The 18,732-nt window shown below is 70.2% G+C and carries 14 protein-coding genes and 1 tRNA gene; 6 read left to right on the top strand and 9 right to left on the bottom strand.

What is annotated here, in order from left to right; translation table 11 throughout:
- Positions 1-562: 562 nt before the first annotated feature.
- Positions 563-1,051: a transposase gene (locus IPL40_12975; protein MBK8482064.1), complete on the top strand. Its 489-nt coding sequence runs from the start codon at positions 563-565 to the stop codon at positions 1,049-1,051.
- Positions 1,052-1,146: 95 nt separating this feature from the next.
- Here the strand turns inward: IPL40_12975 and IPL40_12970 are convergent, their stop codons facing one another.
- From IPL40_12970 to IPL40_12960, 3 genes are all read right to left on the bottom strand, one after another.
- A complete protein-coding gene (locus IPL40_12970) occupies positions 1,147-2,580 on the bottom strand; it encodes a bifunctional folylpolyglutamate synthase/dihydrofolate synthase (GenBank protein MBK8482063.1) in 1,434 nt (477 codons plus the stop codon).
- A complete protein-coding gene (locus IPL40_12965) occupies positions 2,577-3,626 on the bottom strand; it encodes a hypothetical protein (protein MBK8482062.1) in 1,050 nt (349 codons plus the stop codon). The genes IPL40_12970 and IPL40_12965 overlap by 4 nt, the downstream gene beginning before the upstream one ends.
- A gap of 74 nt (positions 3,627-3,700) precedes the next feature.
- Entirely contained in the window at positions 3,701-4,117 is a 417-nt protein-coding gene (locus tag IPL40_12960) for a cytochrome c3 family protein (GenBank protein MBK8482061.1), read from the bottom strand.
- Positions 4,118-4,368: 251 nt separating this feature from the next.
- Here IPL40_12960 and IPL40_12955 point away from each other — a divergent pair, with 251 nt between their 5' ends.
- On the top strand, positions 4,369-5,223 hold the full coding sequence (locus tag IPL40_12955; protein MBK8482060.1) for a hypothetical protein: 855 nt from the start codon (positions 4,369-4,371) through the stop codon (positions 5,221-5,223).
- Between the two features lie 26 nt (positions 5,224-5,249).
- Here IPL40_12955 and IPL40_12950 read toward each other — a convergent pair whose 3' ends face one another.
- The 4 genes from IPL40_12950 to IPL40_12935 are packed head-to-tail and all read right to left on the bottom strand — an operon-like array spanning position 5,250 to position 9,816.
- A complete protein-coding gene (locus tag IPL40_12950; GenBank protein MBK8482059.1) occupies positions 5,250-6,410 on the bottom strand; it encodes an ABC transporter permease in 1,161 nt (386 codons plus the stop codon).
- A gap of 18 nt (positions 6,411-6,428) precedes the next feature.
- Positions 6,429-7,541 (bottom strand): ABC transporter permease, encoded by a 1,113-nt coding sequence (locus tag IPL40_12945; GenBank protein MBK8482058.1) that lies wholly within the window; start codon positions 7,539-7,541, stop codon positions 6,429-6,431.
- A gap of 8 nt (positions 7,542-7,549) precedes the next feature.
- On the bottom strand, positions 7,550-8,482 hold the full coding sequence (locus IPL40_12940; protein MBK8482057.1) for an ABC transporter ATP-binding protein: 933 nt from the start codon (positions 8,480-8,482) through the stop codon (positions 7,550-7,552).
- Positions 8,479-9,816 (bottom strand): DUF4105 domain-containing protein, encoded by a 1,338-nt coding sequence (locus IPL40_12935; GenBank protein ID MBK8482056.1) that lies wholly within the window; start codon positions 9,814-9,816, stop codon positions 8,479-8,481. The genes IPL40_12940 and IPL40_12935 overlap by 4 nt, the downstream gene beginning before the upstream one ends.
- A 736-nt stretch (positions 9,817-10,552) precedes the next feature.
- On the opposite strand from IPL40_12935, the gene IPL40_12930 reads away from it, so the two are divergent.
- The 3 genes from IPL40_12930 (at position 10,553) to IPL40_12920 (ending at position 15,013) form a co-directional block, all read left to right on the top strand.
- A tRNA-Gly gene (locus IPL40_12930) sits at positions 10,553-10,625 on the top strand.
- Between the two features lie 611 nt (positions 10,626-11,236).
- Complete coding sequence (locus IPL40_12925) at positions 11,237-12,907, top strand: trypsin-like peptidase domain-containing protein (protein ID MBK8482055.1); 1,671 nt, start codon at positions 11,237-11,239, stop codon at positions 12,905-12,907.
- Positions 12,908-13,159: 252 nt separating this feature from the next.
- Positions 13,160-15,013, top strand: coding sequence for a hypothetical protein (locus IPL40_12920; protein MBK8482054.1), 1,854 nt, complete (start codon positions 13,160-13,162; stop codon positions 15,011-15,013).
- Positions 15,014-15,156: 143 nt separating this feature from the next.
- On the opposite strand, the gene IPL40_12915 is transcribed toward IPL40_12920, so the two are convergent.
- Both IPL40_12915 and IPL40_12910 read right to left on the bottom strand, forming a co-directional pair.
- A complete protein-coding gene (locus tag IPL40_12915; protein MBK8482053.1) occupies positions 15,157-16,110 on the bottom strand; it encodes a hypothetical protein in 954 nt (317 codons plus the stop codon).
- A 53-nt stretch (positions 16,111-16,163) separates the two neighbouring features.
- On the bottom strand, positions 16,164-16,604 hold the full coding sequence (locus IPL40_12910; protein ID MBK8482052.1) for a hypothetical protein: 441 nt from the start codon (positions 16,602-16,604) through the stop codon (positions 16,164-16,166).
- Between the two features lie 856 nt (positions 16,605-17,460).
- On the opposite strand from IPL40_12910, the gene IPL40_12905 reads away from it, so the two are divergent.
- A complete protein-coding gene (locus tag IPL40_12905) occupies positions 17,461-18,684 on the top strand; it encodes a transposase (protein ID MBK8482051.1) in 1,224 nt (407 codons plus the stop codon).
- The last annotated feature ends 48 nt before the right edge of the window (positions 18,685-18,732 follow it).

Raw genomic sequence — 18,732 nt, 5'->3', positions numbered from 1 at the left:
TGAACGCGCCTGCCGCGTAGCCCGCCCTGCATGCCTGCCGTGAAGCCTGCACCGACCGCTATCGAAACGAGTTCGAAGCGATCGCTCAGCCGGCGCTGCCGCCCTGCTTCTTCTCCAAGCGCTGGCGCTTGACGCGGACCTTCTGCTTACGCTTGGCGGCATGACGCCGCGATTTCCATGAACTACGCCGATCGCCACGACCCATGTTGATACCCCAAAATGCTGGCAAAAAGCGTCTTTAGCGCTCGGGTGCGCCCGCTGTCAAGGGAAGCGCTCGTGGCGCGCTCATGGTGCTTCGTCGCTCCCACCGGCCTTTTTGACGCGGGGGGCGTTTCGTGGTCCATTTGGCGGCACTCATGCTGTCCAATCCACGTCGCTCATGGTGCCCTGCGTGGCGCCTCTTGTTCGCGAGCTGGCTGACCCTCGCGCCAGCCCTTGGCGGCGGCTGCGGTGCTGACGATCCGCTGATCACGATTCAGCCCTTTCTCGATCCCACCGCCGACCTCGTCGTCAACGGAGCGCTCTCGCTGACGATCGGGCTCAATCGACCCGCGCTGCGGCCATTGGTCGTCGAGGCTGTCGTCGAGGCGGCCTTCGCCGATCGCCTCGAGTTGAAGCCCAGCACCTTGCCCTTCGCGACCACGGACCAACGGGCTCAGTTCCGGGTGGTGGGCAAGGCGCCGACGGACGGTCGCTACGCCACGGTGACCTTCACCGTGGTCGGCGTGCCGGAGAGCGCGCAGATCTGGCGCGTGCGCGTCGAGTAGGCGCGCGCGAGCGCTCAAGCCTCCGCTCAAGCCTCCGCTCAAGCCTCCGCTCAGGCCTCCGCTCAAGCCTCCGCTCAAGCCTCCGCTATGGGTTCAGTGCAGGGCGACGACTGCGGCGCTTCCTCGAGCATGGCGCTATCCCGATCGACCACGGAGCCGTTGAACGACTCCATGTCCGGGTCGCTCTGACGAGGAAGAACTTCCTGTTCGCTGGCTGGACACAGGTGGCGAGCGGGCTGCGATCGCCTATACCATCCTCGGCTGCTGTGATCCGCCGCCCATGAGGAGGTGGTGCCAACCAGTGCAGTTGCAGGCGGGAAATTTCCAGCATCTGCGGCGAGTAAATTCAGGGATGCAGGGTCGTCCCCCCGCGCCAGGTTCAGTCCAGCGCGTCCGGCCAGCTCGTGCCCGCGCGGAGCACCTCTGCCGCCGGATACCAGCGCTCGCGCAGGCTGCCCGCCAGGTAGAGGGAGCCGGTGATCACGACGAGGTCGTCGGCGTCGGCCTGGGCGAGGACCTCGTCGAGCGCGGCCTGGGGGTCAGGCTGGCGCGTGAGCGGGCGACGCGTCAGCCCCTGAAGCCGCGTCGCCAGGGCCTCGGCCGGGAGCGCAGGTTTGCCGTACACCTGCGGCTCTGTGACCGTCACCTGGTCGGCCTCGGCCGCCAGGCGGGCGAAGGCCTCGTCGACGCGCTTGCCCTGTAGTGCTCCGAGCAGCAGGTGCAATCGAGCGCGACCGGCGGCCACCGGTTCTTGCAGCAGCGCCCGCAGCGCATCGAGCTTGTTCGCGTTATGCGCGCCGTCGAGCAGCACGCGTGGCGTCGTGCCGGCCCGCCGCCGCGCAACGTCGCCGATCCATTCGCCGCGCGCAGGGAGGCACGCCCGGGCCAGGCCTTGCGCGATGGCGGTGGGGCTGAGCTTCGCGCCGCTGGGGTCGAACGCCTCGCAGGCTGCCACGGCGAGCGCCGCATTGCGGGCCTGCGCTGGGCCCGACATCGCCAGAGAAAGCTCGAGCGCGCCGTAGCGCGAGCCCAAGAGGGCGACGCGCGCCGTCCCAGCCGCAGCCTGCTCGTAGCGCAGGTCGCCGCTGCAGACGCGACGCAAAGTGGCGCCGACCTGCGTGGCCTCACGTTGGGACGCGCGCCAAAGCGGATCGTCCTCACCATCGGCGAAGACCACGGCACGGCAGCCGCGGTGGATCACGCCCGCCTTATGCCAGGCGATAGCCTCGAGCGTCGGTCCAAGCGTCTCGACGTGATCGAGGCCGACGTTGGTCAGGACCGCGACCTCGGTCTGCAGCACGTTGGTCAGGTCGAAGCGGCCTCCGACCCCGACCTCGACCACGCCGATGTCGAGCTGGGCGCGGCGGAAGTGCTCCAGAAAGAGCGCCACGGAGAAGATCGTGTGGAGCGGCAGCCCAGGGGCTCGCAGGGTCTCCGCCACCGGCCGCAGCGCCTCGACGAGGTCCGCGTAGGCGTCGGCGCTGGCGTAGCGACCAGCGACCCAGAGCTTCTCGGTGGCCACCTGCAGGTAGGGCGAGGCATGCAGCCCGGTGCGATAGCCGGCCGCATGCAGAATCTGGGCGATCATCGTCGCCACGGAACCCTTGCCCGCGGTGCCCGTAACGTGAATCGCGCGAAAGGCGCGCTCGGGATGCCCTAACGCCGGGAGCAGCCGCTGCCGCAGCCATTCGCGCGGGCCCGGACCCGCGCCGGCCTGGGGTCCAGGGCCGGGGCGAATCAGCCCCTCGTTGACGTAGGCGGTGGCGTGGCGGTAGCGCTCCCACGCGCCGCCGCCAGGCGAGGCGCGGTTCATTTATCGGCGGGGAAGGTCAGCGCCTGCTCGAGCAGGCGTGCGGCGCCGTCGCCATCGCGGAGGTGGCAGCTGCCGCATTGGTAGAGATGCGCGCGGATCTGCGGGCAGAGGGCGCCCAGGTCCGCTGGCGGTGTGTCGTGGCAGCGCCGGCAGCGAAGGGGCTCGTGCTTGCGCAGCAGCGCGCAGGCGTGGGGCAGGCCGCTGGCCGCGGCGCTTTGCAGCGCATGGCAGGCCGTGCACGGTCCGTCGATATGCAGCTCGCGGGGCGTCCAGTGGGCGGCCAGGCGCTGGCGTTGCGGCTGATCGCCGACCATCAGCACATAGGCGATCAACGCCTCCAGCGCCGGGCGGCGCCCCGCGGCGTCCTTGGCATAGGCGCCCCGAGCGCTGGCGCTGGTGACAGGCCACATCGTCGCGTGCGGCGTGCGCTGCCGCGGATCGAGCAGCAGCGCGCGCAGCGCGGCGGGGCTGCGTTGCGGCAGCTTGGGCAGGTCGAAGCCGAGGCCCCGCGGATGGCTGCCGGGACGGTGGCAGCCGATGCATTGCGAGCTGGCGAAGAGCCGGCGCCCGGTCGAGAGGGTCGGCAGCGCCACGCGCGGCGCATCGAGTAGGTGGCAGCGCGCACAGCCAATCTCGCGCAGGCCTTCGGGCAGAAACGCCGTGGGGCCGCTACCGATCGCGGGGCCATGGGCGTCCTTCATGGCGCGCGCGCGCGCGTTGCCGCCGTGACAGGGGGTGCAACCGATTGATGCCAGGTCGGCGTGCCCCGGCAAAGCCGGATGTGGCTTGCGCGCCCCCTGCGGCCCCGGCCGACTGCCAGCCGGATGGCAGGTCGCGCAGCGCTCTTGCTCGCCAAAGGCGTTGCGCTGCTCGACCACGGCTGGCGGACGCTGGCGGTAGAGCAGGGTCGCGGCCACGCCGACGCTCGCCAACACCAGCAGCGCGATCACCCAGAGCAGCGCCAGAGGCCTCTGGCGACGGCGGGGCGGCGGCGCTGCGGCTGCTGCGGCTGGCGGCGCGGGGGAAGCGTGATCGGCTGCGCTCAAGACACCCTTGCTGCGGGGTCTGCGGGGCCTACGGGTCATGTGGGGCCTGCGGGGGTCGTGCGCGCGTTATGCCGCTACTTGGCGTGGCACTGGCCGCATTTGGTGGCGGCCTTGGTCTTGCCCGCGGCGAGCTCCTTCTTGTGGCAGCCGATGCAGGTCACGTGCAGCGGGTTCTTGCTCGGGCTGGCGTCGGCGCAGGTGCCCGGCTTGGTGCCCTGCGGCTTGCTGTGGCAACTCGTGCAGCTATGCTCCGTGGCGGCGTTGCCCTTGACGTTGTGGTGGCAGTCGGCGCAGGACTTGGCGCCTCCGAGCAGCTTGACGTGCGCCCCGTGGTCGAAGCTCACCGGCGGCTTCTTCTTCTGGCAGCCCTTGATCTCGATCTTTCCGGCCGGAGGCTTGTCTTTCGCTGCGTGGGCGGTCGCTCCGAACCCGCCGGCGAGCAGGAACGCGAGCGCGACGAGCGGGACGAGGAAGCGCCGATGGCTGTGCATTCGAGTCTCCTTGGGTGGTTGCCTGCCGAACAATCGCGCTGCGCCGCGCAAGCCAGGCCGTGGGGTCCAGGGCAAAGTGCTTGTCGCGGACGCGGCCCTCGGAACATGGTAAGGGCCGTCGATCATTCGATCCAGTGTGCTCCGCTCGCCGGCGGCCGGCGATGCGCGAAACCACTCATGCAGCCATGCAGTTAGCTTGGAAGGAGCGAGAGCGATGCAGAGCTCGCGAATAGAGGACAAGAAGCCCCCTTTTGCGAAAGACCCTTCCTGGCCTGCCGGCCGTCCGGGCGGGGCGTGCGGACTCCCTGCGCCTTCTCCCGTTGGCGGCGCTGCTCGGCGTGGCGCTCAGCGCCTGTGCTTCGACGCGCTCCGTGGTGGCCCCAAGGCCTGCGCCGGCGGCGGCGAAACCGCCCGCGACACCCGCCGCGCGCGAGGCCGCGCTGATGCGCGCCGACGCGCTGCTGGCGCAGGCGCTCATCGATGGTGACGCGGCGCGCGCGCAGCGCCGCCTGCTCGTCGACGCCGTCGGCGCTGCCGAGGCGGCGTTCGCCTGGGCGTGGCGCCTGGCGCGTGCGGAGTTTCTCTGCAGCCGTCGCGCCGGTACGCACGCGGGCCAGGCCGCGGACGCCGAGCGCGCGGTCGCCTGGGCGCGGCAGGCGCTGCGGCGCGAGCCGCAGCGCGTCGAGGGGCACTACTACCTGGCGCTTGGTCTCGGTCAGCTCGCGGAGGCGCGTTCGAAGCTCAGCCTGGTCAAGCCGATGGAGGCGGCGGGCAAGCGAGCGGCCGAGCTCGACCCGCGCTTCGACGGCGCCGGCCCCTTGGTCTTCCTCGGTAAGCTCTATCTCAGCGCGCCGGGCTGGCCGCTGAGCATCGGCGATGTCGAAAGGGCCGTGGCGACGCTGCGGCGCGCGCTGGCCCTCGAGCCGCGCCCGCTGACGCGGCTCTTTCTGGCGCAGGCGCTCGCGGCGAACGATGAACGGGCGGAGGCTGCGCGCGAGCTGCAGGCGGTGCTGGCGCTTCAGACCACGCTCGAGCCGCGCTGGCAGGCGGAGGCCGCGCGCCTGCGCCAGAAGCTTGGGCTGGCGGTCGCGCCCCCGACCCGCTGAGGCCGTCGCGGTGACGAGCTGCGCTCTCAGGCAGTGCGCTTGCGGAAGCGCAGCGAGGCCAGCGTCAGGATGCCGCCGCCTAGCACTGCCAGAGCCGCCAGCGGTTGGCCCAGGTCGAAGAAGCCCGCTCCTTTGAGCAAGCACGCGCGCAGCACCTCGATGTAGTAGCGCACGGGATTGAAGGCCGTGAGCCACTGCGCCCAGCCCGGCATGTTGGCGATCGGGCTCATGAACCCCGAGAGCAAGATCGCCGGCATGATGAAGAAGAAGCTGCCGAGGATTGCCTGCTGTTGGGTGCGGGCCATCGTCGAGATGAAGACGCCGGTGCCCAGCGTGTTCAGCAAGTAGAGCGCCGTCCCGAGCAGCAGCAGCAGCGGCGAGCCACGCACGGGGACGTCGAAGAGATGGATTCCGACGGCGAGCACGAGGCCGGCGACGACGAGCCCGATCATCGCGAAGGGCAGGATCTTGCCCAGCAGCAGCGTCGAGGGGCGAATCGGCGTCACCATCAGCTGCTCGATCGTGCCGAGCTCGCGCTCGCGCGCGATGCTCATCGCCGTGATGATCGAGGTGATCACCAGCAGCACCGTGGCGGCGACGCCCGGCACCATATAGGTCGCGCTGCGCAGGCGCGGGTTGTAGAGCAGGCGTGGCTCGGCGCTGACGCGCGGCACGCTCGCCAGGGGCGCGCTCGCCAGGGGCGCGCTCGGCTCCGCGGCTGTCGCTCCCGCGGCCGCCCACCGCTGCGCCGCGTAGAGCCCAAGCGCCTCGCGCTGCAGGAAGCGCGTCGTGGCGTCGATCGCTGCCTGCGCCTGAACCGTATCCGTGCCGTCGACGAGCACCTGCACCTGCACTGGTCGGCCACGTGTGAGGCGCGCGCCGAAGCCGCGTGGTACCACCACGGCGACGCTCGCCGAACCCTCCACCACCCGCGCCACCGGATCGCTGGCGGCGCCGCGCAGGCGCAGCGTCGGATCGGCCAGCATGCCGCGCACCAAGGCGCGACTGGCGGGGCTGTGGTCCTCGTCGGTGACCACGGTGGCGACGTGCTCGACGTCCATGTTCACGGCATAGCCGAGCAGCGTGAGCTGCAACACCGGCGCGACGACGAGCAGCATCAGCATGCGGCGATCGCGAAAGGTCTGGCGCAGCTCCTTGAGCACGACCGCGTGTAGCTCGTTGCGCATCGTTCGCCTCAGGCGCCCTTAGTCGAGGCTGCGACGAAAGCGCAGCGTGCTGACGGTCAAGAGGGCCGCGGCCACCAGCGCGAGGCCGACGAACTGCGGCCAGAGCTGCGCCCAGTGCTTGCCTTGCAGCAGCACGCCGCGCATTACGGCGACCATGTAGCGCGCGGGCACGGCATGCGAGAGCACGCGCATCGGCAGCGGCATGTTGTCGGGCGGGAAGATAAAGCCCGAGAGCAGCAGATTGGGCAGCACGCCGCTGATCGCCCCGAGCTGGGTGGCCACCTGCTGGTTGCGCGTCACCATGCTGATCAGCAGACCCTGGCCGAGCGCCCCGGCGAGGAAGAGCACGGCCGCGGCCAAGAGCGTCAACAGGGACCCGTGCAGCGGCACGCCAAAGAGCCAGGCACCGGCGGTCAGCACCAACAGCAGCTGCAGCAGGCCGATCGCCACATAGGGCAGCAGCTTGCCCAGCACCACCGAGAGCCGATCGACCGGCGTGGCGAAGAGCTGCTCCATCGAACCGCGCTCCCACTCGCGGGCCACGGTGATCGTCGACATCAGCACGGCGAGGATGCCGATGATCACCGCCGCCAAGCCGGGCACGATGAAGAGCGCCGAGCGCAGCGCCGGGTTGAAGAGCGCCCGCACTCGTGGCTCGAGCAGCGGCGCTGCGGCGTGGGCCGTATCGTTCGCTGCACGTGCCGCCGTCGCGCCGAAGGCGTAGGCCAGCGCGATGCGCGCCGTGGTGCCATCGGCGCCGTCGAGCAGCAGCTGGTAGGTGGCTTGTTCGCCGCGCGCGAGCTGTCGCGCGAAGCCGGCAGGGATCACGACCCCGGCGCGCACCGTTCCGCGGCGCATCAGCGTCTCGATCGCCGCCCCGTCGCTCGCGTGGCTGCGCACGACGAAGGCGTCTGAGGCCTCGAGCCTGCGCAGCAGCGCGCGGGCGGCCGGCGTGCGGTCGTGGTCCAGCACGGCGATCGGCAGCTCCTCGACATCGAAGGAGACGGCGTAGCCGAAGAGCAGCAGCATCACCAGCGGCATGCCCAGCGCCATGTAGACCACCTGCTGATCACGCACCATGTGCAGCAGCTCTTTGTAGGCCAGGGCGCCGAGGCGAATAAAGAAGGACATGGTGCCGCTCAGCGCTCCTCGACCAGCGCGAGAAAGACATCCTCGAGCGAGGGCTCGACGGCGCGGGCCCGCAGTATTCCATGAACGCTGTCCGCCAGCAGCCGCTGCAAGCGCGTGGTGTCGAGCAGCGCGGAATCGACGCGCAGGTGCGCGGCCGCCCCGAAGGGTTGAGCGCCGAGCACGCCCGGCTGGCGCCGCAGCTCCGGCAAGGCCGCCGCCACCTGCGGCCCCTCGACCAAGAAGACCTGGCCGGCGACGTGGTCGCGCTTCAACGCCGCCGGGGTGTCGAGCGCGACGAGGCGCCCGCCCGTCATCATCCCGATGCGGTGACAGTACTCGGCCTCGTCCATGTAGTGGGTCGTGACAAAGATCGTCGTGCCGCCCGCGGCGAGCTCGCGGATCAAGCGCCAGAAGGTGCGGCGCGCTGCCGGGGCGACGCCCGCCGTGGGCTCGTCGAGGAAGAGGATGACGGGCTGGTGCAGCATCGCCGCGATCAGCGCCACGCGTTGGCGCAGGCCGCCGGGCAGGTCGCCCGTGCGTACGTCGCTCTGCGCCGTGAGCTCGACGCGCTCGAGCAGGTGGTCGATGCGCCGCGCCAGCGCCGCGCCCCCCAGTCCGTAGGCGCCGCCGAAGAACTCGAGATTCTCGCGCACGCGCAGATCGAGATAGAGCGAGAAGCGCTGCGACATGTAACCGATCGCGCGCTTGACCCGCTCCGGCTCGCGCGCGACGTCGGCCCCGGCCACCGTCGCTGTCCCGGAGCTCGGCGCGAGCAGTCCGCAGAGCATTCGGATCGTCGTCGACTTGCCGGCGCCATTGGCGCCGAGGTAGCCGAAGATCTCGCCCCGTTCGACGGCAAAGCTGACGTCCCGCACGGCGACAAACTCGCCGAAGCGACGGGTGAGCTGCTCGGCGGCGATCACTGGCGCGTGAACGGTCATTGCTGCGGCCCCGTCGCGCTCTTGGCGGGCACTGCGGGGCCGCGATCGCGCAGCTCGCCGTGCCGGTCACGCGCCAAGCGCTCGGCGCGCAGCGCGATGGCGCCTTGCACGAGCAGCGCGGGCAACAGATAGGGCCAGACGCGCTGCCCCGTGAGGGCCGCGGCACCGAGGCCCAGCAGCGGCAGGGCCGCCAGCAGCAGCAGGCCGAGGCGCGGCAAGCGGGCCCCGCGGCTCGCGCGGCGGGCCAGCAGCGGCAGCGCGAAGAGCAGCGGATGAAAGGCGATCAGGTTGAGGTTGTGCGCGTAGTTGGGCGAGGGGCTGAGCGCGAAGAGCACGAGCAGCGTGCCGCAGGTGCCGGCGCTCATGGTCCAGAGCGCGAGGCCGAGCCGGGCCAGCAGCAGCGTCGCGCGCCCACGGGGGCGCAGCGCAGGCAGCAGCAGGAAGGCGACCCAGCTCGCGAGCGCCAGGGCAATCCAGCGCCAGCCGCGGTCGAGCGGTGGGGGCGTGCGATCGAAGGGGACCTCGCCGCGCACCGCCCCGCGTTCGATGGTCACCCCCGCCGGCAGTCCCAACGTCGCGCCGGCGCCGCGCGCGTCCTCGAGCAGGTCGAAGAGCGCGATCGGCAGGAAGGCAGCGTCCCAGCGCGAAAGCGGCCGGTCGGCGAAGGCGCTGTAGACCAGATTGACGGCCCAACGCGTCAGCGGGACGTGGCGCAGGTGGAGGTCGGAAATCTCGCGGAAGGTGCGGCCGTCGCGCGCGGGGCCCATCGCCTGCTGCAGGGCGCCAGCGAAGAGCTCGCTGTCCAGCAGGTCGCGCAGCTTCGTCGTGCAGTTGTTGATCAGCGAGTCGTAGGGGAACTCGCCCTCGCGCAGGGCGAGCGCCGCGTCGATCCTTCGCACCAACCCGAGCGCCTGCTCGCGCGACATCGTGATCGCCTGGGCGGCAATCCAACGCTGGCGCCGGCGGTAGCGCTCCAGGACGTCGGCGAAGGGTTCGGTCTTCAGCCGGTAATAGGGCTGCGCCGTGACGTAGCGCCAGAGAAACGCGCGCCCGTAGCGAAAGTGACCCCAGTCGAAGACGCGGTCGTAGTCGGCCTCGCCGCGCGGCCCAGGCTCGAGGCGGATGCGCAGCGCGTTATGCCCCCAATGCGCGTAGAGCTGCGGACCGGGGGCGATCGCCAGCACCTCGACGACTGGCGGCGTCACCGTCGCCGCCCGGGCGGGGCGCGGCGCGGCGGCGAGGGCCGAGAGGACGACGCCGAGCGCCGCACTGCCCGCGCCGGCCGGGCGCACGAAGGGGCGTGGCGGCGCTGGCGGGAAGGCGGTGGGTGGCATGCAGGACCTCGAGCAGCAGACGGTGCAGAGCGCAGACGCCGGAAGCGCAGGGGCCGCAGAGCCGTCGGCGGCAGAAACCTCGCCGCAGTCTTACATCCATCCGCGCGCGCCGGGCCAACACGATCCTCGCGCTCGCCCCACCCACCCGGAACGCTACGGGGTGAGGGTGCCTGCCTTCCGCTTGCTCTCCTATCGAGGCCATCTCGTGATCACGGACGCTCGCGGGACGTGGGCGGAGCTCGGCCGCTGGCCCTTCGCGTTCACGGCGAAGTGCCTCAGCGCGCACTGGGAACGCTGGGGGAAAACCTCTGGGCGAGCGAGCCGCTGTCGGTGGTGCGCCTGGGGGATGCCGAAGCCCTGCTCGACAAGAGGGTCTGCACGCTGGTTGACCCAGGGCAGCCAGCCTGGTGTGTAGAACGCCAAATACGAATGCCGGAGGTCGACAATGACCTGTACTGGGCGCTGCCAGGGTCAGCGACCTGCGCGGCGCGCGCGGGAAGGCCTGGAAGAGCGCCAGGTGAGATGGTCACTCGCTTGGCGTCTTCCGCGCCCAATCGCGAGCGCGCAGCGTTGACCTTTGCGATGAAGCGCCGAAAGGCCGCTGGGGATAGGCGAGACGTGGTCGCGGTCCGCGGCAGCGGATTTCCTCGGAGTTAGAGGCCCTCGCCCTGCCGCCGCGCGCGGAGCGCAGGGCCTTGACATGAGAACGAAAACGAGCGAGACGACGGCGTTGCGTGCGGGATTAACTCAGTTGGTAGAGTGTCAGCTTCCCAAGCTGAATGTCGCCGGTTCGAACCCGGTATCCCGCTCTGAGGCTAGCGCGCAGCCAAGGCGACGGATCGCTGCGCAAGCCGCCTGGGGCTGGCCAACGGCCGCTGGCCAACGGCCGCTGGCCAACGGCCGCTGGCCAACGGCCGCACGCGCAGGTCGCCGCAGGTGCTGGTAAGGTCTTGAGCGGTCGTCCCAGTCATCGTCCCCCAGCGCTCACTCACAGCTCTCCGGTGCCGCCCCACCCGCCAGGGAGCGTCGATCCTGGCTTACCCTGAGCTTTCGCGAGCGATTGCTTTGGCTCCCTCGCCCTGCGCGCGAGCGTGGCGGGGGGCGCGCTTGAGGCCGGCGCTTCCGAGAATCAGTGAGGCGTCTCGCGACGGGCGACGATAGGGCTGCGCAGCTCGCAGCGGCGCCAAGACCCCGCGATCCGCGCGCAATAGCTCGGCGGTCTCCGGTTGTGGAGCGCGGCTGCCGCCGCAGGGGTTCGCGGCACATGGTTTGCTTTGCGCCGGGGCCAATGCGGGCCGAGGGCGCGTTCAGCGCGTTCGGCGCGGCGAGGTCACGCTCCACTCTCGCTGGGCAAGTTCGGCCGAGGCTCGCTTTGGAGGCAGCCGGCGGCCTGGCCGCCTTCGAGGATCAGGGATAACCGATGCGAACGACGGTCGCGCGACTCCTGCTGGCTGCCTTGATCCAGGCGGGTCTCGGCCACGAACTGCCGACAGCGATCGCGTTGCCTATCATTTCGGCCGGGAAGTCAGGCCCTCAGTCGCCGGCGCGCCGGGAGTTCTTGCGGCGGGCGATGGCGGGTGCCGGTGCGGCGGCGCTTTGGCCGGCACTCCTCGGGGGATGTACCTCGCTGCGCGTCTTGCCGCCGGGCGAGTTCGGGCTGATGCAGGCCGCGCGTTTGGCCCTGGACCGCTCGACCTGCTTGATCGAACGGGAGACTGCCGGCTCGAGGACGATGGCGACGGCGGTCCTGATTCGCCTGAACGATCCCCGAGGCGCGCCGCTGGTCCCGGGCCGCGACCTCGCGCTGGTTACGAATGCGCATGCCGTCGAGGGAGCGCAACCGGCCGACGTGGTCGCGACCGTCCTACGCGGCGCAGGCAGTTATACGGGTCGTCCCGCCTTCGAACGCCTGAAGCCCTTCGGGCCGGGGTGGCCAGGCATGTCGCCCACCAGACACGGCGACCTCGCGGTGCTGTGGGCAGGCGCAGCCGATAGCCACTTCGTGCGCGCGCTCGGCCTCGACCCCCTGCCCCTGGCCTATGACGTGAGGTCGGGCGAGCCCGACGTCGCGCTCGGCTACCCCTGGGGTCGGCCGCGCGTCGATGAGGGTCGGATTCTCGACGTCAGATCGGATCGACTGCGCACCAGCCTGAACATCGACCACGGCAATTCGGGCGGCCCCAGCGTGGTCGAACGCGACGGCGCCTTGGCCGTCGTCGGGCTCAACAGCTCGATGGTCACCGGCCCGGATGAAAGTTGGTTCAGGCCGGGGCTTGGGCCCAAGCGCGTGGACGGTCTGGCCTTGCCGTCGTGGGTATTGGCTGCCATCGCGCGGCGCCTTCTCCGCGGTGAAGGCGATGGCCCCGATCGTCTCCTTGCGCATGTACCGCTCGGGGTGATGGCCGAGCCGCTCTCCAATCAGCGCATGTATGAGATCCAGCAAGCGCTGCACGCTGCGGGGATGGGCGGGCACCTGCCGCTCCAGGCTTCCAGGGTGACGGCGAGCCTCAAGACTGGACCCGCTGGCAACCTGAAGGCGGGCGACTTGCTGCTCGGCTTCGCACACAGCGATGAGGCCGTAATGAGCTGGATCGAGGGGAGAAGTGCGAAGCTACTTCCGGCAGGTCCCGCAGAGCTGAGGGCCGTCCGGCTGATGCAGGCGCCGAACTCGACGATCACGTTCGAGCTGCTGCGACCAGACAAGCAGGGGGGACTTCAGTTAAGGCGGCAGGCGTTGAGCGGCCAGCTCACCGACCATGCCTATGCGGCGCTCTTGCTGAAGGAAATCGGCGTCGAGGCGTCGACCGACTCGACCGCTGGCCCCGTCACGATTCGGGAGCTTCGGCGTGACGTCGCCGGAGCGACGGGCCTGCAGCCGGGCGACGTGCTCCAGGGGGCGCAACTGAAGGCAGGTGACTCGGAGCCGGTGTTTGTGGACGGCGGCCCTTGGGAGCTGGTCATGGCGATGCTCAATGCCGACACGACGGGGCTGCAGGTGCGCCGCGGCGGTCGTTCAGCTCCCGTGGTGTTGCAGCCTCGCGATCCGGGCTTTCTTCACGCGGCACTCAGGTCGTTGCTCGCAGAGCCCTGACTCGCTCGTTGCGCCGCTCGTCGCGCTCGGTTATGAGGGCCGCCTTGGTGGCCGGGGGGAATGATGGGCAGGCGGGGGCGAGTCGGGGGGTGGTGTGCACTTCGGGTGCCGGGTCGGGCGTTGCTCGTCGGCGCGCTGCTCATGGCGTCGCCACGGGCGCTGCAGGCCGTCAGCGGCGGGCGTGGCCACGGCGATACCGGCGGGAGAGGCAATGCGGCAACGGTGCTTCGCGTAGCGGCGAGGCTGCCCTGGTTGCCCAAAGCGACCTCCCGCGCCCTGCTGGAAGTCGTCGGGGCGCTCGTGAAGCTCGGCGAGCTGCGCGAGGTCGACAGCTCGGGCGGGGTCCCAGCCGTCGTGGTCCGCGTTCAGGGCGTGCATCACGCCCGAGTCAAGCACCTCGAGCAGTATCTGGCGCTGTGGACAGCCGCGACCGCGCCGCCGAAAGATGACCCTCGCTCGCAACGTCGGCCGCTCGCGGTGGCAGTCGCCCAGGCGACGCAGCACGCCGCGGGTCAATCGTCGCCCGAAGACGCGAGCCCCTGGCTGGAGCTCGCGAGCCTGCTCCAGGCCGGGGTCGCTGGCGAGCGCTTCAATGCGGCGAGCCTCGGCGCCTTCCTTGAGTTGATGCGGCCCGCGCTGGCGGCTGCCGACGCCGCGGGGTCTGGCGCCCGCGCGTGGCTCGCGGGTGCGAAGGCGCTGCTGGCGCACAGCCCCCTGGAACATGGGGCGGCGCAGCGCTTGGCGACGAGCGGTGAGGCCCTACTGACGGACCTGCGGGACCTGCAGTCGCAGTTCCCGGATCGAATCCTCTATGTCGCCGCCTCCTCGAAGGACCATCCACGGGCGGGGCGCGCGGCGGACGAAGGAGACCACGGAACCTTTACGGCCCCGGGTGCGGAGTGCGAGTCCGGCCGCGTTCGACTGGCCCTCGAGGCGGCCTGCGCGGGCACCCAGCAGGGCGCAGCCGATTCGGCGCTGGCAATCCAGGCCTGGTGTCAAACCCTGCTCGAGCGTGCCGGCCTCGCGAGCGGCCCCTTCGTCGTCTTCGGGCTACCGGCCGACGACGAGGCGCTGAAGTCAGCCGCCGGTGTAGAACGGCTCGGCCGCCTGGCGCGTGAGGATAGTAACGACGCGCTTGCGGGTAACCGCGGGCTCTATCGCAAGCAAGCGCCGCTTCTGCTGGGCCAGCGCATCGTCGCCGACGCGCTCGAGCAGGTTGCCCGGGCGCGGCCGCAGGATGCCCTTGCCTTGCGGCAGCGTGCCGCTGCGCTCGGGGTGCCCGCCGGCGTCGGCGTCCAGCAGGCGGCCTGGACACTCGGCGACGTTCTCGCCGATCCGGCACGCAGCGCGCTGGCGCTCGGGATCGAAACGCCTGGGCTCCACCAACCAAACCGGGAGCCGCGCTACGGGGTGAGGGCGGAACTCTACGGTCCCGAGCATGAGCTGACGGTGTGGCATGCGCTGAGACTGCTCGATACGCTTGCACGCGGCTTACCCGGCGAGAACGATCTCCGTTGGAGCTTCAGTCTCAGCGACAGCAAGGGGGGGGCCGAGGGCGACCGTGAGGTCATCAAGACCGTGCATGCCTGGGACGGCAGGCGGCCCCTCGTGGGGCAGCGCCTTGGCGCCGGGCCGCGCTTCTGGCGCGGGTTCTGGGGTGACCCCCCCGTTGGGCCGACCCGGCGAGTGGTCTTCGACGCCGCGCTACAGGCGGTGCTCGAGCTCCTCGCCGAGCAGCGCAGTGCGCGCGCCATGAAGCACGCGGAGCGAAGGGCGGCCGGTCTTGCGCTCCGGCCCTGGGTTCCGGCTACAGGCCTGCCCGTGGCGGAAATCCTCGGCCTGCGACTCGACGCGAGCGCCGCGGACACGCTCGACGCCGCAGCGGGCGATGCTGCCCCCCTTGTCGCTTTGACCGCCGATTCCGCGACTGCGGCGCTGGTGGGCGCGCAGGGTAGGCGGCTCGTCGAGGCGCTCGAGCAGAGGCTCGGTCGGCTGTTGGCCGCGCCACCGCCACACTTCAAGAGCCTGTTGCCCGCGCTCGAGGGTTGCCAGATCGCGTTCGACGCCGAACATGCCAGCGTTTGCCTGGTCGACCGCACTCACTAGCTCGCACGCGTCGTTCGGCGGTGGCGCCCGCAGGCCGGCTTGGCCGAGTTCCGGGTTTGGCTGGCCCGGGGCGGAGGCGCGTCCGAGACGGGCTGCCAGTCCGCACCGCTGAGGTTCCCCGGGTCGGGCTGCGCTCGGGGTGATCAGCTCGCGTGTTCCGGCGCCAGGAGGCGGGCGTAGACGCGCACGGCTGACTCCATTCCCGAAAAGCTGGAGAAAGCGGCGGGGGAGGCCTGGATTTCGCGCAGCTCGACCGCGAGCGCGTCGAGGTCGGCAAGGCGCGGGCGAAGCCGTTTGAAGGAGGCCACGATCGCGTAGCGTGCGAGGCTGCGCCGCGCGCGGGCGAGGAGGCCGTCGCCACTCGCCAGGTCCACGGCCTCGATGAATCGATAGTCACACACGGCCGCACGGGCCAGCCCCGAGAAGAGCTCCTCCTTCGAGGGACCGAACTGCTTGACGCGGCGCAGGGTATGGGCGCGAGCCTCGGTTGGTAGGGCCCGCGATGCGGCGCCGGGAACGTAGGCTTCGCGGTGACCTGCTTGGGCGTGAAGCCAGGCGCTTGCCTTGGCGCTTAGCAGCGCGCCAAAGACAAGCTCTGAGATTCGTCCGCGCGTTCTCATCCGCTGCGCCAGGTAGTATACGGCGTCGGTTGCCCGACTCCCGATCGCTCCGTCATCGAAGCCGAGGCGCAGCAGTCCGAGTTGCAGGAGGATGGGTGTGAAGACCGCATAGCAGGGAGCCAGGTCGCTGCGCGTGCGGTAGAAGTCATCGATGGCCCGAAAGCCGTCGCGCAGTGGCAGCGGGAGAGCGTCGTGGTCGCGCGAGGCGTCCCGCTCGCGGCGGGATGGGACCTGTCCGCGGCGTGCCGCATTGCAGGCGGGAAGACTGCAACTCCCGAGGGCCTTTGCGGCCACGAGCAGTGCGCGTGCCGCGGGCGTCCGAGGCCGCTCGGAGTCCGTGGAAGCCCAGCGCTCCACCTCCGCCCAATCCTGTGCGAGGGAGGCGCTCAAGAGCGCAAGAATCGAGGCCGCGGCGATGAGGGCGGCGACTGCGCCCAGCAGCGCGACCACCCACCAACGAGAAGTGAAACGCGCCATGCATGCCTCGCGCGGCGGCGACGTGGTCGCCTGCCGATGAATCAGGAGCCAAGTCAAAGCTCGACAGACAGTTGCAACCAACAGGGTCCCGTGTAGCCATCTTCGAGGACATGCCATTGATAGTGGGCGAGGAGGCGCACGAGCGTGAGCACCACCTGATCACCGAGCTTCACTTGGTCCAAGATCCTCGAGAACTGAGTGTACTGCGCTCGAGGATCGGGACCGCTTTCGAAGCGGAAGGAAAGCCTCACGTCACCGACCACAGTCAGCAGGCAGTCCCACTGCTGGGCGCAGGCATTGTAGGCCTCGAGCTGCGCCTGCCTCTTAAATCCGTGCTCGACGGCGCGCAGCGCTGCCTTTCTTACGCCGGGGGAGAGGGGCTCGATGCTGCCAAGCGCAGCGAGCCCGCCAAACCAAATGCGCCCCTCTGTCGACCTGCGCGCATCAGCCACAAAGCGCCCCAATCCGTACGCGTGCATCGTGAAACCGATCATGATGTCCTCTTTTGCAGCCCAGCCGCGACGCGAGCCGCTCAAGAGCGCACGGCTTCGGTGAACCTCGGCGCGTGGGGTGCGCTCCGCCTGGGATTTGGTGCTCCGCGTTGCCCAGAGCAGGCAGTCACTGAGGCGACGAATCGGCGGAGTGACTAAGCGGTTCTCGGCAGGTGAGCGCGAGAGTTGCGGATGCCGGACGCGGCGCCGGACGCAGCACCCGGACGCGGACGCCGCCCCCGACGCCTGTCGCGGCCGGCAATCTCGCGATCGCGTCCTACGTTCTTCGGGCGCTGGCCGTCGACCCGTCCCGTCCGCAACACCTGCTGGCCCTGACCGCCGACGGCGCCAACTCCGGCATCTTCGAGACCAGCGCTGGGAGCGACTGGGCCAGGCGCTCGACGCTTCATCTCGAGGCCAGCGAGGTCCCGCCGGCGATACGTTTCGACCCGGTCCATGCGGGCCAGCCCTATGTCAACCGCGGTGGAGGAACCAAGCCGAAAGCCCCGAAAGCGAAAGCCGCACCCGGGTTGCCGGACGCCGCATGCCGGACGCCCCGCGGACGGCATGCCGGGACGGGGACGAACGGGGACGCCGCACCCGCACGGGGACGCACGGGGACGCACCGGGGACGCACCGGGACGCCGGGGACGCCGCACCCGCGCGGGGACGCCGCACCCCGCGGGGACGCCGCGGGGACGCCGCACCCGGGTTGACGCCGCCGCACCCGGGGACGCCGCACCCGGGTTGCTGAAGACGCCGCAGCATCGGCGGGCGGGCCGGTCTACCGGCGGGGCCGGTCCATACCGACGCGCCGCATCTAAAGCTCGACGAGAGCTGGCGTGGCCTCGGGCTGTTGGTGGACCTGGGCTATGCTTCGCTGAAGCTGTTGTCGAGCTGCGACCGCTACGGCGTCTCGTATGTGCTGCGGCTGAAAGAGAATTGGAAGCCGAAGGTGTTGCACGTCGCGCGTGGCAGCGTCAGCCGCACGTTTGCGCCCGGAACAGACCTCGACCTCCTGCTGCAACGCGAGGTGCTCAAGCTCGACGGCAAGGTAATCGACGCCGACGTCGAGCTCGGCCATGGGTCGCGCGTGGTCGGTGCACGGCTGGTGGGCGTCTCGACCCCAAAGGGCTACTGCTTCTATCTAACCAACCTCGCTCCCGACGTTGCGCCACGTGCTGTCGCCGACCTCTATCGGGTGCGCTGGGAGATCGAACTCGACAACAAGCTCGACAAGTCCTGTTTGCGCCTGGACGACATCGGCGCCAAGACAGGCTCCCTGCGGTGCGTGCCCTGGTGCACGCCGCGATGGTCGCTTCGGTCATCGTTTGCATGCTTGCGCACCATCACCGCCGCCGGAGGCGCTCTCCTCGCGGCAGGGCCGAGCGGACGAAGCCGCCGCTGCATCCACAAGCCCTCGCGCGTATGGTCGCCGTCGCCGCCTTTGCCATTGGCCGGGCCTTTGAGCTCTCCGGCCGCGAGGCCGACCTCGAGTGGCGTCGCCTCGCCGAGCTATTCAACGGCGAGACCGACCCCAACTGGCGGCGCCGCCCCTCCGTCCTCGACCAAATGCGCGGTTGGCGCATCTCCCCAGGTCAGCCCAAACGGCTCCGTGTTGCCCACGCTTCGCTTAACTGATCACGCATGGGAGACAATGCTCTTGCGCGCATCAACAGCAGAGAGCGGCTTGCGAGGATCGCCTTGCAGCGTCTCAATCCGGTCTGCCAAACACAGCATGATGGCAGACGCAGCAACCTGGTCTGCCAAGTCGACGTGTGCCAGTGGTCGCAGCTTTGCGGCGGTTGCTCCCTTCTCGATGGGTCGCCACTGCTTCCTGCGACGATCGACGACCCATCGCTGCCCCTTTGGCGCAGGGACAATTCGGAGCGGAGCGCTGTTCCATTGGCTCGGTGCCTGCAGTCGTTCAGCAAGCGCCGCCAGAAAATGCGGCAGATTTACAGTCGCTCGGTCAAGAGCGAGGGTGTCCGAATACCAATTGTGCCTGCGGATGTGCGCTGCGGTCTTCTTCCACGCCTGGACAAGTACATACTCCTGCGTGAGGAGATCAAGGTTGGGATAGAGCCAGCGGGCGATCATTGGGCAACACCCAAGCGACGTTCGACCACGC

The organism is Pseudomonadota bacterium (genome assembly GCA_016711215.1).
Lineage (GTDB): Bacteria > Myxococcota_A > Polyangia.
The sequence above is the reverse complement of the archived record's forward strand: the minus strand, read 5'-3'. Positions and strand labels throughout refer to the sequence as shown.